Genomic DNA, 13,384 nt, shown 5'->3' with positions numbered 1-13,384 from the left:
TCAGCTCAAAAAGATCCGGGCGCTTCGGTAAGATTTGGACTTACAGGGAGCGCTGGATCGTCTCCACGCGATAACACTCGATCACGTCACCGGCACGCATGTCGTGGTAGTTCTCGAAGGCCATGCCGCATTCCTGACCGGACTGCACTTCCTTCACTTCGTCCTTGAAGCGCTTCAGCGTCGACAGCTTGCCTTCGTGTACGACGACATTGTCGCGGATCAGGCGCACATTGGCGCCGCGTTCCACGGTGCCGTCGGTGACGCGGCAGCCGGCGACCTTGCCGACCTTGGAGATGTTGAAGATCTCCAGGATCGCGGCATTGCCCAGCATGGTTTCGCGCAAGGTCGGCGCGAGCAGGCCGCTCATCGCCTTCTTCACGTCGTCCACGAGGTCGTAGATGATGTTGTAGTAGCGGATCTCGATGCCGTTGCGCTTGGCGGCCGCAGCCGCCTCCTTGTTGGCACGAACCGAGAAGCCGATGATCGCGGCGTTGAAGCCTTCCGCGAGCGTCACGTCCGATTCCGAGATGCCGCCGACGCCGGCATGCAGGATGCGGGCTGCGACTTCGTCGGTGCCGAGCTTCTCCAGCGAGCCGAGGATCGCTTCCAGCGAGCCTTGCACGTCGGCCTTGATGATCAGCGGGAATTCCTTGCGGCCCGCCGTCTTCAATTGCGACATCATCTGCTCGAGCGAGCCGCGCATGCCGGAGATCGAGGCAGCCGCGTTCTCGCGCTTCTGGTGCGCGCGATAGCTGGTGACCTGGCGGGCGCGGGCTTCGTTCTCGACCACCGCGAGACGATCGCCGGCCTCCGGCGGACCGTTGAAGCCGAGCACCTCGACCGGAACCGAAGGACCGGCCTCATGCACCGTCTCGCCCTGATCCGAGATCAGCGCGCGGACGCGGCCCATCTCGGCGCCGGCGACAATGATGTCACCGACACGAAGCGTGCCGCGCTGGACCAGCACGGTCGCGACCGGGCCACGGCCGCGATCGAGCTTGGCTTCGATCACGGTGCCTTCGGCCGGACGCTCCGAATTGGTCTTCAGGTCGAGGATGTCGGCCTGGAGCGCGATCATCTCGAGCAGCTTGTCGAGATTGGTCTTGTTCTTGGCTGACACTTCCACGTCGACGACTTCGCCGCCGAAGGATTCGACCTGCACCTCGTGCTGGAGCAGCTCGGTGCGCACGCGCTCGGGCTTCGCATCGGGCTTGTCGATCTTGTTGATGGCAACGATGATCGGCACCCGCGCCGCCTTGGCGTGGTTGATGGCTTCGATCGTCTGCGGCATGACGCCGTCATCGGCAGCAACCACCAGCACGACGATGTCGGTCACCTTGGCGCCGCGGGCGCGCATCGCGGTGAACGCGGCGTGGCCGGGCGTGTCGATGAAGGTGATCTTCTTGCCGCTTTCGGGCGACAGCACCTGATAGGCGCCGATATGCTGGGTGATGCCGCCGGCTTCGCCGGAGACGACGTTGGCATGGCGGAGCGCGTCGAGCAGCGAGGTCTTGCCGTGGTCGACGTGACCCATCACGGTCACGACGGGCGAACGCGTCTCGGTGTCGGTGGAATCGTCGGTGGCGTCGAACAGGCCTTCTTCAACGTCGGACGCGGCAACGCGCTTGACGGTGTGACCAAGCTCTTCGGCGATCAGCTGCGCAGTGTCGGCGTCGATCACGTCGGTGATCTTGTGAATCGCGCCCTGCTTCATCAGCATGCGGATGATTTCCACCGCGCGCTCGGCCATGCGGTTGGCGAGCTCCTGGATGGTGATCGCTTCCGGAATGACCACCTCGCGGATGAGCTTTTCCTTCGGCTCGTTCGCGGCATGGCCCTTCAGGCGCTGAGTGCGGCGGCGGAACGAGGCGATCGATCGCTCGCGCACGTCGTCGGCATTGAATGCGGTCACGACCGTCAGGCGACCGCGCTCCTTCTGCGGGCCGGGTTTGTGGGTGGGCTTGGGGGCTACCACGGGACGCGCGGCGCCGCCGGGACCGCGACGGATCTGGCGCGGACCATCGTCCTCGTCCGGTCCGGCTGCGACCGCGGGAGCGCGACCCAACGGGCCGCCTCCCGGCCTCGCGGTGGTCGTTCCAGGGCGCGCGGTGGTTGTTCCCGGGCGTGCCGTGGTCGTGGTGGTGCCGGGGCGTGCTGCGGGCGCGCCAGGACGTGGCGCGGGAGCGGCCGGGGCGGCAGTTGCAGGGCGCGCGGCTGACGCCGGCTGTTCGCCTTCGCCAAAACGCTTCTTGGCCTCGGTTTCGGCCTTGCGCTTGGCTTCCTCTTCGTGGCGGTGGCGCTCATCCTCGGCCTTGCGGCGGGCCTCGGCGGCTTCGCGCTCGACGCGTTCGGCGGCTTCGCGGACAGCGCGGCGCTGGGCTTCGTCTTCGGCCTGGCGGCGCTCTTCGACTTCGCGCACCTTGGCGTCGGCCAGCGCGCTGGCGCGGGCGGAACGTTCGTCCTCGGTCAGCGTGCGCAGCACCACGCCGGAGCCGGCGTTGCGGGGCGGAGCCGGGCGTGCCGGAGCGGGAGCAGGCGCGGCCGGTGCCGGCTTTGCAACAACCGCGGGAGCTTGCGGTTCGGGGCTGCCGTCGACGCGGCGCTTGCCGCGCTTCTCGACCACGACCTGCTTGCTGCGGCCATGGCTGAAGCTCTGACGCACAGTGCCCGTTTCGACGCGCGGCTTGAGCGATAGCGTCTTGCTCGGAACGCTCAGCTTCTTGTCGTCAGGGGTCTTGGTATCAACCATTCAGCAGTCCTAATCCTGATCTTTGTTAACGTTGTGCGTTGCCGCACCGTCCTATCGGGTCGTCGTTGTCTCTCAGAAATCCTGGCCGGGCTTTTCGGCAGTCTTGTCATCGTCCGCCATCCGGTATCGGACCAGCATCTGGCTACGTGACAGGAATGACTTGCTCGCCGGGCCCGCGAGCAGGGCAGCATGTATCACATTTGACCGGGTAAGTGCCAAATCCAATTCTATCGATTTCAACGCAGTGACGACGGGAATCTGCGGCTTGGCGCCGCGATTCCCGCCATTTTGACGTGCCAGCATGTCCAATTTGCGGATTCCGTCCGCGGCCCCGTCGCTGGCATGGATCAGGACCTCGGCCGTGCCTTCCCGCAGGGCGCTTTCGACCTTGCCGAAGCCGGCCACAATCTGGCCCGCCTTGGCGGCAATCCCAAGGGCTTCCGTCACGCTCCGAACCAGGAGCGCCTCGATGTCGGCGGGAAGCGTCTGGGGAGTGCGCAGCTCGCGCTTGAAGGCTTTGCTAAATTGGTGACGCCGCACGGCTTCCGCAACCACCTCGCGCGAGGCGGTGACCCACATGCCGCGTCCGGGCAGCTTGCGCTTGAGATCGGGAACTATGTCGCCTTGCGGCGAAATGACGAAGCGGATCAGCTCGTCGATCGGCCGGACCTCGCGACTGACCGCGCACATCCGCATGGTCGCGGACCTTTCGGTCCGCGGTCCATGGTCGAGATCGTGGTCAGTATCTGCGAGCATCCGGGCGACATTCTCCTTCGTCCTTAAGCCGGCTGATCTTCGGTCGCCTCGGCCTCTTCGGCGGGCTTCGCGAGATCGGCTTCGGTGATCCAGCCGGCTTTGACGCGGGCCTGCATGATCATGGCTTCGGCATCGTCACGGGAGATCTCGATACCGTCGAGCGCACCAGGGAATTTGGTCTGCTCGCCGCCTTCCTTGCGCTCGGTCCAGCCGACCAGGTCGTCAGTGGCGCAGCCGGCGAGGTCTTCGACGGTCTTGATGTCGTTCTCGCCGAATTTCACCAGCATCTTGGAGGTGACGCCCGGCACGTCCTTGACGGCGTCCTCGACACCGAGCTCCTTGCGCTTGGCCTCGATCTCGGCCTCCTGCTGCTCGAGATATTCGCGGGCACGGTTCTGGAGCTCTTGCGCGGTCTCCTCGTCGAAGCCTTCGATGCCGGCGAGTTCCTTGAGGTCCACCATCGCGAGTTCCTCGACCGAGGTGAAGCCTTCGGACGCCAGCAGCTGGCCGACGACTTCGTCGACATTGAGCGATTCCATGAAGACGCGGGTGGAGTTCTCGAAGTCGGCCTGGCGGCGCTCCGATTCCTCCTGCTCGGTCAGGATGTCGATGTCCCAGCCGGTGAGCTGCGAGGCCAGACGCACGTTCTGGCCGCGGCGGCCGATCGCCAGCGAGAGCTGGTTGTTGGTGTCGGGCACGACGACCTCGATGCGCTCGCGGTCTTCGTCGATGACGACCTTGGAGACTTCGGCCGGCGCCAGCGCGTTGACCACGAAGGTCGCGATGTCGGGCGACCACGGGATGATGTCGATCTTCTCGCCCTGCAGCTCGTTCACCACCGCCTGCACGCGCGAGCCGCGCATGCCGACGCAGGCGCCGACGGGATCGACCGAGGAATCGCGGGAAATCACGCCGATTTTCGCGCGCGAGCCGGGATCGCGGGCCACCGCCTTGATCTCGACGATGCCGTCATAGATCTCAGGCACTTCCTGCGCGAACAGCTTCGCCATGAACTGCGGATGGGTGCGGGAGAGGAAGATCTGCGGGCCGCGGGTCTCGCGGCGGACGTCGAAGATGTAGGCGCGGACGCGGTCGCCGTTGCGGAACACTTCGCGCGGCAGCATCTCGTCGCGGCGGATGATGGCTTCACCGCGGCCGAGGTCGACGATCACACTGCCATATTCGACGCGCTTGACGACGCCGTTGACGATGTCGCCGATGCGGTCCTTGAATTCCTGATATTGCCGGTCGCGCTCGGCCTCGCGCACCTTCTGCACGATCACCTGCTTGGCCGATTGCGCGGCGATGCGGCCATATTCCAGCGGCGGCAGCGTATCGGCGATGGTGTCACCGACCTGGGCGCCGGGATTGGCGCGCTGCGCATCCACCAGCGAGATCTGGTTGGAATGATTTTCGACCTTCTCGACCACCAGCATGTGGCGCGACAGCCGCAGCTCGCCCTTCTTCGGGTCGATCTCGGCATGAACGTCAGTCTCGCTGCCGTAACGTGCCCGCGCCGCCTTGGCGATGGCGTCTTCCATCGCCGCGATGACGATGCCGCGGTCGATCGATTTCTCGCGCGCGACGGCATCGGCGATCTGGAGCAATTCAAGTCGATTGGCGCTGACTGCCATGGCTAGTCTCCTTCGTCAGGCTCGATCTCGCCCCGCCGCGCGCGTTCGGCGGCCAGGCGGTGCTTCTTCGTATTGGTTGGTGCCGGCTTCTTTTTTTGCGGCTTGGTGTTCTTGGTGATCTTCGCACTGATTTCCGCGTGCGGTGCAGCCGGCGGCTCGATGCCGAGATCGCGGCGCATCTGGCGCTCCTCGGCCTTGCCGCGGCGCATGGATTCCGCGATCAGCTCGTCGGTCAGCACCAAGCGTGCCTCACCGATGTCTTCCATCGTCAGGAGAACGTCGGGATTATCGTTCGCCTTGACGTCGTCGCGATGCAGGTGCACGCGGTCGCCTTCGACGGCACCGAGCATGCCACGGAACCGCTTCCGCCCCTCATGGGCGACCGCCATGTCGATCTTCACCAGATAGCCGGAATAGCGCTCGAAATCCGAGCGGCGCACCAGCGGACGGTCGATCCCCGGCGAGGAGATTTCCAGCCGATAAGCGCGGTCGATGGGGTCCGCGACGTCGAGCACGGGCGACAGCGCCCGCGAGATCGCTTCGCAATCCTCGAGCTGCATCGAGCCGTCCGGCCGCTCGGCCATGATCTGCACGGTGCAGCCGGACTCGCCGGAGATGCGGATCCGCACCAGGCGGTAGCCCATGCCCTCGAGCACCGGACCTGCGACCGCAGACACACGTGCCGCCACGCCCGGCTCGACCACGAGCCTCGGCTCGGCCAGCAACTCGGCATCCGTGGAACCAGTGTTCGGTTCGGTCATATCAGGGGTCAAGGCGCTCGATGGTTAAGGCTTGGTTAAGGACTTGAGCAGGTTAGGATCTGCAGAGCCTGTTTCGGAACTCTTTATCCCGGCAGCTCGCCGGGCCGCATATCTTCCACCAAGCCGCGCTCAGGTAATAAAAAAGAGCGGGTCCTTTCGGGCCCACTCTCACTACGCGGATCGTATGAGAAGATGAATTGGCGCTGATATAGCCCTTTCCGTCCTCCCGGACAAGGCCCATCGCGGGAAAGACGAGGCTTTTTGCGCCCGGCCTGTGGCCCCCCGCGCAACGCTTCCTTCATCTAGCAGGCCTAAATTCCCTGATTGTGGGGCGGCTTGGACCAAGGGCGCACCCGCGGCGTGCCCTGTACGAGTTGCGTTTTCATGACCGCTGCCACGTCGCTCATTCCCGGACTGGACGAGATCGTCAAGCGCGGCGACCCCCGGCGTCGCGGTGAGATCGCGCGCGCCATCGCCCAATTGTTCTTCCAGGACGCCGAGAAGCTCCGTCCCGATCTCGTCGATCTCTTCGACAATCTGCTGATCGATCTCGTTCCGCATGCCGAGCTTGCCTCGCGCGTCGACCTCGCCGAGCGCTTCTCGCGCCTGAACAATGCACCGCCGCATCTGGTGAGCCAGCTCGCGCGCGAAAACGAGATCATGGTGGCGGGTCCCGTGCTGCGCCGCTCGCCGGTGCTCGACGACGCCGCTCTCGTCGAGATCGCGCGGCTGAAGGGTCAGGGCCATCTGCTGGCGATGACCGAGCGCCCCGCGCTGTCGGCTGTCATCACCGACGTGCTGGTCGAGCGCGGCGATCGTGACGTGGTGCGTCGCGCCGCGGGCAATGCCGGTGCGGTGTTCTCGCAAGGCAGCTATTCCGAGCTGATCAAACGTGCGTCGCAGGACGGCGTGCTGACGCTCAAGATCGGCCAGCGCAACGATCTCTCGGGCGAGCACCTGAAACAGCTGCTCGACGGCACGCTCGACGTCATCCGCCGCCGCCTCTCGAGCGTGGTCAATCCCGTGCGCCAGGTCGAGATCAAGCGCGCCATGGCGGCGATCGAGGAGGCCGCGCTGCCGCCGGGGCCGCGCCGCGATTTCTCGGATGCACAGCGCACGGTGTTGACCTTGCATCGCGAGGGTCATCTCGGCGAGAGCGCGCTGCTCGGCTTCGCCAAGGCGCTCAAATATGAGGAATCGATCGCCTCGCTCGCGGCGATGTCCGGTGTCCGCCTCTCGATCCTCGATCGCCTGGTCGCGGGCGACCGCTACGATCCGATCCTGATTCTGGGGCGCGTGCTCAATCTCGGCTGGCCCACGGTGCGCGCGCTGATCCTGATGTGGTACGGCCCGCATCGCACGCCGGCCGATGCCGATCTCGAGCAGGCGCGCGTGAACTTCACGCGCCTGATGCCGTCAACGGCCGAGCGCGTCGTGAAATTCTGGCGCAACCGCCAGACGATCTAATCAAAGTACGGATCTTCGTCGTCATGGCCGGGCTTGTCCCGGCCATCCACGTTCTTGCTGCCCACAGGAGGAAAGTACGTGGATGCCCGGGACAAGCCCGGGCATGACGATTATCGATGGATCGCGCAAAGAATCTATGCGCGCCTGAACCGCAGATATGTCGTCTTGCGCCCTTCGCGCGTGGCCTTCCGGCCGTAGCGCGTCATGGTGTAGCCGTCCCATGGCCGACGGAAATCGTCGGCGCATTCGGCGAGCCACTGAAAATCCGTCGACCGCGACAGATGCATCAGCGTCCACGCGCAGTAATCGTCGATATCGCACACGAAACGGAATTCGCCGCCCGCCTTCAGCACGCGTGCCATCGCGGCGATGGTGCGGTCCTGGACGAAGCGCCGCTTCCAGTGCCGCCGCTTCGGCCAGGGATCGGGATGGATCAGGTCGATCCGCGACAGCGATGCCGGCGGCAGCCAGGCCAGCAGCTCGGCGGCATCGCCCGCGAACAGGCGGATGTTGCCGATGTTGGCGGCCTCGATCTGCGCGAGGATCTTTGCCATGCCGTTGACATAGGGCTCGCAGCCGATGAAGCCGGTCGTGGTGAAGTTCTGGGCCTCGGCCGCAAGATGCTCGCCGCCGCCGAAGCCGATCTCGAGCCGCACATCGTCGGCCGCGGGATCGAAGATCTCATTGGCATTCGCCGGCTTCTCACCCGCGATGTCGAGCGAAAGATGCGGCAGCAGATGATCGATCAGCTCGGCCTGGTGCTGCCTGAGCTTGTGGCCCTTGCGGCGACCGAAGAAGGCGCGCTCGCTGTCATCGCGATCGGGATCTGATTTTCGTTCGCTCATCGCAGCGTCTGGTACAGGCGATGGAGCAGCCGCGCGCGGGGTTCGAGCGACGAGACGTAGATCTGCTCATAATGGGTGTGTGCGCCCTTGCCGTCGACGCCGAGTCCATCGAGCGTTGCGGTGTGGGCGGCGGTGAAATTGCCATCCGAGCCGCCGCCGGTGTGGGTGTCGATCAGCTCGAAGCCGATCTCGGTGGCAAGCGACTTCGCATGCTCGTACAGCGAGGCGCCTGCATTGCTCTTCTCGTAGGGCGGACGGTTGAGCCCGCCCGTGACCTTGACGGTGACGCCATCCGTCTTCGATGTCAGCCCGAGGATCTTGCCGACGAACTCTTCCGCGTCGGCAAAGCTTGGCACGCGCAGATCGACTTCGGCAAAGGCCTCTTCCGGCGTGACGTTGGGGCGGGTGCCGCCGCGCGCCACGCCGACATTTACCGTAACGCCGCGTGCCAGATCGTTCATCGCTTCCAGCGCCAGGATGACGTTGGCAAGCTCGCGGATCGCGCTGCGGCCATCCTGGGGCCGCGTGCCGGCATGTGCGGGCACACCCTTGATGAATACTTCGAATCGTCCGACGCCCTTGCGCCCGGTGACGATCTTGCCGCCGTCGCGCGCGGGCTCCGTCACCAGCACGTATTTGGCCTTGCGCCCTTCCGCCTCGATCAGCGCGCGCGAGGTCGGGCTGCCGATCTCCTCGTCGGAGGTGAACAAATGGGTGATGCCGAGCGGCGAGCGATCGCCGGCGGCGCAGAGCGCGCGAAAGGCGTGATGGGCGATATAGGCGCCGCCCTTCATGTCGTAGATGCCGGGACCGAACGCGCTGTCGCCCTCGACCTTGAACGGCAGGCGCTCGATGAATCCCATGGGATGAACGGTATCGAGGTGGCTCAGCACCAAAATGCCCGGCCGGTCCTGGCCCCAGGTCGAGCGTGCAGCGAGATGATCGCCGCAGCCATCGACGCCGGCGACGCGCTCGAGCGTAACCGGCAGATCGCGGTATTGCTCCGCGACCACGGAGATCAGCTTGTTGACCTGTTCAGGTGTGTCCGTCGGCGTCTCGATCTCCACCCAGCGGCGGATGCCATCGAGAATAGTTTGTGAATCGAACCAATTGGACTTGGTCATGAACGCATCTGTGCCTTTGAACCGCATCATCGAAGAGGGCGCGCACCAAAAACGCGCCCGCAAATGACGACATAGGCCAGATTTGACGCAGTCTCAAATCGGATTGAGCCGTCGCGTCAGCGTTTGTCGGGACCTTCGCGGGCGGCGATCTGCTCGACGAGATCGACGATCGAGCGGCGCATCTTCGAATCAGTGATTCGGGTGAACGCCTTGGTCAGAGCGAGACCTTCGGAGGTCGCGAGGAAGTCCGAGACATAGGAAGGCGAGGCGCCTTCGGCGAAGCCGTCCGGGCCAGCTACGCCGCTCGGTCCGCCCTCGAACAGGAACGACACCGGCACCTGCAGAATCTCGGCGATCTGCTGGATGCGGCTCGCGCCGACGCGATTCGTGCCCTTCTCGTACTTCTGGATCTGCTGGAAAGTCAGGCCCAAAGCTTCACCGAGCTTTTCCTGGCTCATGCCCAACATGATGCGGCGCATACGCACGCGGCTGCCGACATATTTGTCAACAGGGTTGGGCGCTTTCGACATTTCCTCAGCCTCCAAACATCACCTTCGGCGCAATCACAAGAATGCCTCCGGTGCCAGCAGCGTCAAAATCAAACCCTGTTATTGGGAAACATTGCGGAGAAATTTAGCAACGCCCACTGTCTTTTGCAGCCGGTGCAGAATGAGGAGGGCGCGTGCAGTCTGTCAACCGTGGGACTACGGTTGTCAAAGGATTCCGGTCGCGGCGGCCGCGAGGCGTGATCAGGGGTGCCGTTTGGCAACACGTCGGCGGACCGCCAGAAACACGGCTAGCGCAACGAGCATGGCTGCGGGCACGTCGCCCACCCGCGCATAGACGGTCGGCGGAATTGCGGCGGGCAGGTTTGCATCCAAAATGCCTTCGACGCCGAGGCCGAGGCTGGCAACGGTTCGTCCCACCGGATCGATCACCGCTGACACGCCGGTATTGGCGGACCGGACCAGCGGCAATCCGAGCTCGATTGCGCGCATCCGGGCCTGCTCGAGATGCTGATAGGGACCGGTCGATATGCCGAACCAGCCGTCATTGGTGAGATTCACGATCCAGCCCGGACGCTCATTGCGGCCGGCGACCTCGCCTGGAAAAATTGCTTCGTAACATATCAGCGGCAGCGCGGGCGGCGCGCCGGGCACCGATAGCGCATGTCGCACGCTGCCCGGAATGAATCCGCCGCGCACGCGCGTGAGTTGCTCGAAGCCGAGCTTCTCCATCAGGTCCTGGTAGGGCAGGAATTCGCCGAACGGCACGAGGTGCAGCTTGTCGTAGACCGAGAGCACGCTGCCGTCGTGATCGATCACGTAGATCGAGTTATAGGCGCGCGTGATCGGCGTGCCCCGCGGCAGGTCGGGGGCGCGAACCGAGCCCGTGATCAGCACCGTGCCCTTCGGCAGCAGCTCGGCGATTTGCGCCATCGCGTCGGCTTCGCGGGTCAGGAAGAACGGAAAGGCGGATTCCGGCCAGATCAGGATGGTGGCATCGCGCACGCCGGTGGATTGCGGCCCCGAGGCGCGGTCCGACAGCGCCAGGTATTTCTTCATCACCTCCGCCTTGGCAGCGTAGTTGAATTTCGCATCCTGCTGGAGGTCCGGCTGCATCAGGCGCAGCTTCACGCCCGCGACCATCGTGGTCGGATGCAGCGACAGGCGGATCGCGCCGAAGATGCTCATGACAATCAGAAGCGCAATCGCAGCAGCCGGCGCGCGCCATGCCGGGCGGCGATCGGGCGTGCGGTCGATCAGCGCCGCGGGACTTGCGAAGATCGCGACGCTAAGGAACGTCATGCCCCACAGGCCGATCAGCGACGCCGTCTGCGCCAGCGGCAGTGGTTCGGACAGGGCATAGCCGAACGCGTTCCAGGGGAAGCCGGTCAATGCGTGACCGCGCAGCCATTCGGCGATGGTGAGACTTGCGGCGAGCGCGAGGATGCGCGTCGCATCCTTGGTCCAGAGCAGGCGGGCTAGCGCGAATCCGATCGCGGTGAAGATGGAGAGATAGGCCGGCAGGCCAAGCACGGCGAACGGTGTCAGCCACGCGAACACGTCGGCGTCGACGAAGAAGGCGTAGCCGATCCAGTAGAGGCCGGGGACGAAATAGCCGAGCCCGAACCAATAGCCCGTCAGTGCCGCGGCGGGGACGCCGCGATATCGTCCGGCGCCCGCGCCGTCGATCAGCCAGACCAACACCGGGAAGGTGATGAACAGCACCGGAAAGACATTGAATGGCGCCAGCGCCAGCACCGAGAGCGCACCGCATCCCATCGCGATGAGCGCACGCTTCCATCCCCAGGTGAGGATGATGGCAAGCGCAATCTGCCGAAACCGCTGGAACGGGCTCACTGCGAACCGGTCCCGTCGCTTGGCGGCGGGACGGGCGTGTCGCTGGAAGGCGGTTGACCGCTCTCCGGCGTGGCCTCGCGGCGGCGGCTCTCGCGTTGGGTACGCGGCGCGGGGCGCTCCTTCCGTGTCGAGATGCGCAACCGCTTGACGCGGCGCGGATCGGCATCGAGCACCTCGATCTCGTAGTTGCCGGGGCCGGAGATCACCTCGCCGCGCACCGGCAGGCGCCCGACGAAGCTGACGAGATAGCCGCCGAGCGTCTCGACTTCCTCACCCGCCTCGCCGGTGACGAAATCCTCGCCGATCACCGTGCGGACGTCGTCGAGACTGGCGCGGGCGTCTGCAATGAAGGCGTTGTCGGGCAGCCGCACGATCGAGGGCGGCTCGTCGCTGTCATGCTCGTCGTCGATCTCGCCGACGATCTGCTCGACGATGTCCTCGAGCGAAACCAGCCCGTCGCTGCCGCCATATTCGTCGACCACCAGCGCCAGATGAATGCGCGTGGCCTGCATCTGCGCCAGCAGGTCGATCGCCCGCATCGACGGCGGCACGTAGAGCAGCTTGCGGATGATGCGCGCATCCTGCAGCGGTAACGCCAGGTCGACCGTACGCAGGTCGAGACCGGCCGGCAGCGGCTTCTTGCGCTTGGTTTTCGTGGCCTCGGACACGCGTGCGCGCGCGGTCATGAAGGCGAGCAGATCGCGGATGTGGACGATGCCGACGGGGTCGTCCAGCGTCTCGTTGTAGACGACGAGGCGCGAATGGCCGGCGCTCTCGAAGCGGTCCATCAACTCGCCGAGCGGGATGTCGCGCTTCACCGCGATGATGTCGGCACGATGCACCATGACGTCGGCGATGCGGCGCTCGTGCAGACCGAGGATGTTGCGCAACATGGTGCGCTCGACGGTCGAGAAGCCGGTGTCTTCAGGCGTCGTGGCATCGAGCACGACCTGGAGATCGTCGCGCACCGATCCTGCCTTCCAGCCGAACAGGGTGCGAATGGCACGCAGCAGCCAGCCTTCCGCGGTCGGCCGCATCACCTCGCCTGATGTCACCACGACCGGCAAATTCGCGGTATTGCGCGGATTGTCGTGAATAGGGTCGGAATCGGGCATCTCAATGCGTCCCCGGGCGGTCTGCATAGGGATCGGGTATGCCGAGATGAGACAGGATCTCTCGTTCGAGCGCTTCCATCTCCTCCGCGTCGCCATCGTTCTCGTGGTCGTAGCCGACCAGGTGCAGGAAACCATGCACGGCGAGATGGCTCAAATGATGATCGAACGGCTTCTGTTCCTCGTCCGCCTCGCGCCGCATGGTCTCGTAGGCGATCGCGATGTCGCCGAGCATGCGCGGCGCATCGCCTTCCTTCCACTCGCCCTCTGGCTGGAGCGCGGGGAACGACAGCACGTTGGTCGGCTTGTCGATGCCGCGCCAGTTGCTGTTGAGCGTGCGGATGCCGGCATCATCGGTCAGCATCACGGCCACTTCGGCGTCGGCAACGTCCTCGTCGACACTCTCGGCGGCGGCCGCCACCGCACGCTGGATCACCGCTTCGGAATCGGGCTCGCGCTGCCAGCAATCGGCAACGACGAGGACCTCGGTCATGGGAAGGTTTGGATGTGACATCTTGTCTGTTCGGAACCAAAGGACGCCCTGTCCGCGCCCGTATGGTCCGGTTGTTGTCT

The 13,384-nt window shown here is 65.0% G+C and carries 11 protein-coding genes; 1 reads left to right on the top strand and 10 read right to left on the bottom strand.

The window, feature by feature from the left end; all coding sequences use genetic code 11:
- Positions 1-40 precede the first annotated feature (40 nt).
- The 4 genes from infB to rimP form a co-directional block, all read right to left on the bottom strand.
- On the bottom strand, positions 41-2,749 hold the full coding sequence (gene infB, locus ABIA90_RS30735) for a translation initiation factor IF-2 (RefSeq protein ID WP_071908927.1): 2,709 nt from the start codon (positions 2,747-2,749) through the stop codon (positions 41-43).
- A 72-nt stretch (positions 2,750-2,821) separates the two neighbouring features.
- Positions 2,822-3,505 carry an RNA-binding protein gene (locus ABIA90_RS30730; RefSeq protein WP_071908928.1) on the bottom strand — a complete coding sequence of 228 codons (684 nt, stop codon included), beginning with the start codon at positions 3,503-3,505 and terminating at the stop codon, positions 2,822-2,824.
- 23 nt (positions 3,506-3,528) lie between these two features.
- On the bottom strand, positions 3,529-5,139 hold the full coding sequence (gene nusA / locus ABIA90_RS30725) for a transcription termination factor NusA (protein ID WP_028150578.1): 1,611 nt from the start codon (positions 5,137-5,139) through the stop codon (positions 3,529-3,531).
- A 2-nt stretch (positions 5,140-5,141) separates the two neighbouring features.
- Positions 5,142-5,900 carry a ribosome maturation factor RimP gene (gene rimP, locus ABIA90_RS30720; RefSeq protein ID WP_354119133.1) on the bottom strand — a complete coding sequence of 253 codons (759 nt, stop codon included), beginning with the start codon at positions 5,898-5,900 and terminating at the stop codon, positions 5,142-5,144.
- A 384-nt stretch (positions 5,901-6,284) separates the two neighbouring features.
- Between rimP and ABIA90_RS30715 the strand changes: the two genes are divergently transcribed.
- Complete coding sequence (locus ABIA90_RS30715) at positions 6,285-7,367, top strand: DUF2336 domain-containing protein (protein ID WP_071908931.1); 1,083 nt, start codon at positions 6,285-6,287, stop codon at positions 7,365-7,367.
- Positions 7,368-7,501: 134 nt separating this feature from the next.
- On the opposite strand, the gene trmB is transcribed toward ABIA90_RS30715, so the two are convergent.
- The 6 genes from trmB to ybeY all read right to left on the bottom strand — a co-directional run bounded on the left by trmB (position 7,502) and on the right by ybeY (position 13,304).
- Positions 7,502-8,212 carry a tRNA (guanosine(46)-N7)-methyltransferase TrmB gene (gene trmB / locus ABIA90_RS30710; protein WP_354119132.1) on the bottom strand — a complete coding sequence of 237 codons (711 nt, stop codon included), beginning with the start codon at positions 8,210-8,212 and terminating at the stop codon, positions 7,502-7,504.
- The gene (locus ABIA90_RS30705) at positions 8,209-9,366 is read right to left on the bottom strand and encodes a M20 family metallopeptidase (RefSeq protein WP_166347474.1); all 1,158 of its coding nucleotides are present in this window, start codon (positions 9,364-9,366) and stop codon (positions 8,209-8,211) included. The genes trmB and ABIA90_RS30705 overlap by 4 nt, the downstream gene beginning before the upstream one ends.
- An 86-nt stretch (positions 9,367-9,452) precedes the next feature.
- Positions 9,453-9,866, bottom strand: coding sequence for a helix-turn-helix domain-containing protein (locus ABIA90_RS30700; RefSeq protein ID WP_008131807.1), 414 nt, complete (start codon positions 9,864-9,866; stop codon positions 9,453-9,455).
- 219 nt (positions 9,867-10,085) lie between these two features.
- A complete protein-coding gene (gene lnt, locus ABIA90_RS30695) occupies positions 10,086-11,699 on the bottom strand; it encodes an apolipoprotein N-acyltransferase (protein ID WP_354119131.1) in 1,614 nt (537 codons plus the stop codon).
- Positions 11,696-12,814 carry a hemolysin family protein gene (locus ABIA90_RS30690; RefSeq protein ID WP_354119130.1) on the bottom strand — a complete coding sequence of 373 codons (1,119 nt, stop codon included), beginning with the start codon at positions 12,812-12,814 and terminating at the stop codon, positions 11,696-11,698. The genes lnt and ABIA90_RS30690 overlap by 4 nt, the downstream gene beginning before the upstream one ends.
- A gap of 1 nt (position 12,815) precedes the next feature.
- Positions 12,816-13,304: an rRNA maturation RNase YbeY gene (gene ybeY, locus ABIA90_RS30685; RefSeq protein ID WP_223153827.1), complete on the bottom strand. Its 489-nt coding sequence runs from the start codon at positions 13,302-13,304 to the stop codon at positions 12,816-12,818.
- Positions 13,305-13,384 lie beyond the last annotated feature (80 nt).

This window comes from Bradyrhizobium sp. LA6.8 (assembly GCF_040547935.1).
GTDB classification, from domain to species: domain Bacteria; phylum Pseudomonadota; class Alphaproteobacteria; order Rhizobiales; family Xanthobacteraceae; genus Bradyrhizobium; species Bradyrhizobium barranii.
Note: the sequence above shows the minus strand (reverse complement) of the source record. Positions and strands in the feature narration are given on the sequence as shown.

Bases quoted from the DNA above. Each gene is read 5' to 3' on its own strand.
- ybeY (WP_223153827.1), bottom strand. From the start codon at position 13,304: ATGACCGAGGTCCTCGTCGTTGCCGATTGCTGGCAGCGCGAGCCCGAT.
- ABIA90_RS30690 (WP_354119130.1), bottom strand. From the start codon at position 12,814: ATGCCCGATTCCGACCCTATTCACGACAATCCGCGCAATACCGCGAAT.
- rimP (WP_354119133.1), bottom strand. From the start codon at position 5,900: ATGACCGAACCGAACACTGGTTCCACGGATGCCGAGTTGCTGGCCGAG.
- ABIA90_RS30730 (WP_071908928.1), bottom strand. From the start codon at position 3,505: ATGCTCGCAGATACTGACCACGATCTCGACCATGGACCGCGGACCGAA.
- nusA (WP_028150578.1), bottom strand. From the start codon at position 5,139: ATGGCAGTCAGCGCCAATCGACTTGAATTGCTCCAGATCGCCGATGCC.
- trmB (WP_354119132.1), bottom strand. From the start codon at position 8,212: ATGAGCGAACGAAAATCAGATCCCGATCGCGATGACAGCGAGCGCGCC.
- ABIA90_RS30705 (WP_166347474.1), bottom strand. From the start codon at position 9,366: ATGATGCGGTTCAAAGGCACAGATGCGTTCATGACCAAGTCCAATTGG.
- ABIA90_RS30700 (WP_008131807.1), bottom strand. From the start codon at position 9,866: ATGTCGAAAGCGCCCAACCCTGTTGACAAATATGTCGGCAGCCGCGTG.
- infB (WP_071908927.1), bottom strand. From the start codon at position 2,749: ATGGTTGATACCAAGACCCCTGACGACAAGAAGCTGAGCGTTCCGAGC.
- ABIA90_RS30715 (WP_071908931.1), top strand. From the start codon at position 6,285: ATGACCGCTGCCACGTCGCTCATTCCCGGACTGGACGAGATCGTCAAG.